Source organism: Acidovorax sp. KPB24-07 (assembly GCF_057543315.1).
In genome coordinates this window covers 1-1,060 of sequence record NZ_BAAJYS010000745.1, presented here as the reverse complement: position 1 = coordinate 1,060, position 1,060 = coordinate 1, and the positions used below count along the sequence as shown (strand labels likewise).

The 1,060-nt window shown below is 73.5% G+C and carries 1 protein-coding gene and 1 pseudogene; both read right to left on the bottom strand.

What is annotated here, in order from left to right; translation table 11 throughout:
• Positions 1-871 (bottom strand): serine/threonine-protein kinase (locus AC27IQ_RS25490; protein ID WP_487091294.1); only part of this gene is annotated, 871 nt, incomplete at its 3' end.
• A gap of 34 nt (positions 872-905) precedes the next feature.
• A pseudogene (locus AC27IQ_RS25485) lies at positions 906-1,060 on the bottom strand (metallophosphoesterase family protein); the annotation flags it as partial.

Genomic DNA, 1,060 nt, shown 5'->3' with positions numbered 1-1,060 from the left:
GCAGGCGCCGGCCGCGTTCGGTGACCGGCACCTGCTCGGGGTGCGTCAGGTCGAAGGCCAGGTGCGCGGCCGACGGATAGCGCTGCGCGGCCTCGGGCTCCAGGCAGCGCAGGATGATCTCCTGCAGCCACTCGGGCACCTGCGGCCGGTGGCGACGCGGCGGCGCGGGCGTCATCCACAGCCGCTGGCGCAGGCCGCCGCGCGTGGTGGGGGCACCGAAGGGCAGCTCGCCCGTGGCCAGTTCGTACAGCATCACGCCGATGGCGAAGAGGTCGCTGCGCAGGTCGCCGCGCACGCCCACCACCTGCTCGGGCGCGATCCAGGCGGGCGAGCCCACGGCCTCGCGCATCTCCTCGGCCAGCAGGTCGGGGTAGTGCGCGTGGCACGAGAGGCCGAAATCCAGCAGCACCGCGCTGCCGTCCGCGCGCAGCAGCACGTTGGCGGGCTTGAGGTCGAGGTGGCACACGTTCTGCTGGTGCAGGCTGTGCGCGGCGTGCGCCATGGCCGCGCCCAGTCGGGCCACGGTGGTGGCGTCCGGCGGCTGCGGCAGGTCCAGCCAGTGCTGCAGCGTGTGGCCTTCGATGTATTCCATCACCAGGTAGGGCAGCCGCGCCAGGTCGCCCGCGGCGACGAAGCGCGGCACGTGGCTGCCGCTCAGCGTGGGCAGGATCTGCAGCTCCACCTCGAAGCCGACGATGGTCTCGGCGCCATCGCCCGCCGTCATGCGCGGGATCTTCATCGCCAGCGGAAAGCCCGCGTCGCGCGCGGCGCCTGCATAGCCCACGCGGTACACGTGCGCCATGCCGCCCGCGTGCAGGCATTCGTGCACGACGAAGCCGTCCACCTCGGTGCCGGGCGCGAGCAGCTTCATGCAGCGCTCCGGGCGGGCCGCGCGATGGCCGCGCTCAACGCCCTAACTCCAGCCGGTCGGCGAAGAACGCAGGCAGGCCGGCGGCGCGCACGGCGGCCGCGGCCGCGGCATGGTCGTAGGGCACGCGGTGGAAGGTGACCGTCGCGGCGTGGTCGTCGAACAGCGCATACATGGCACGCACGTCGCGGT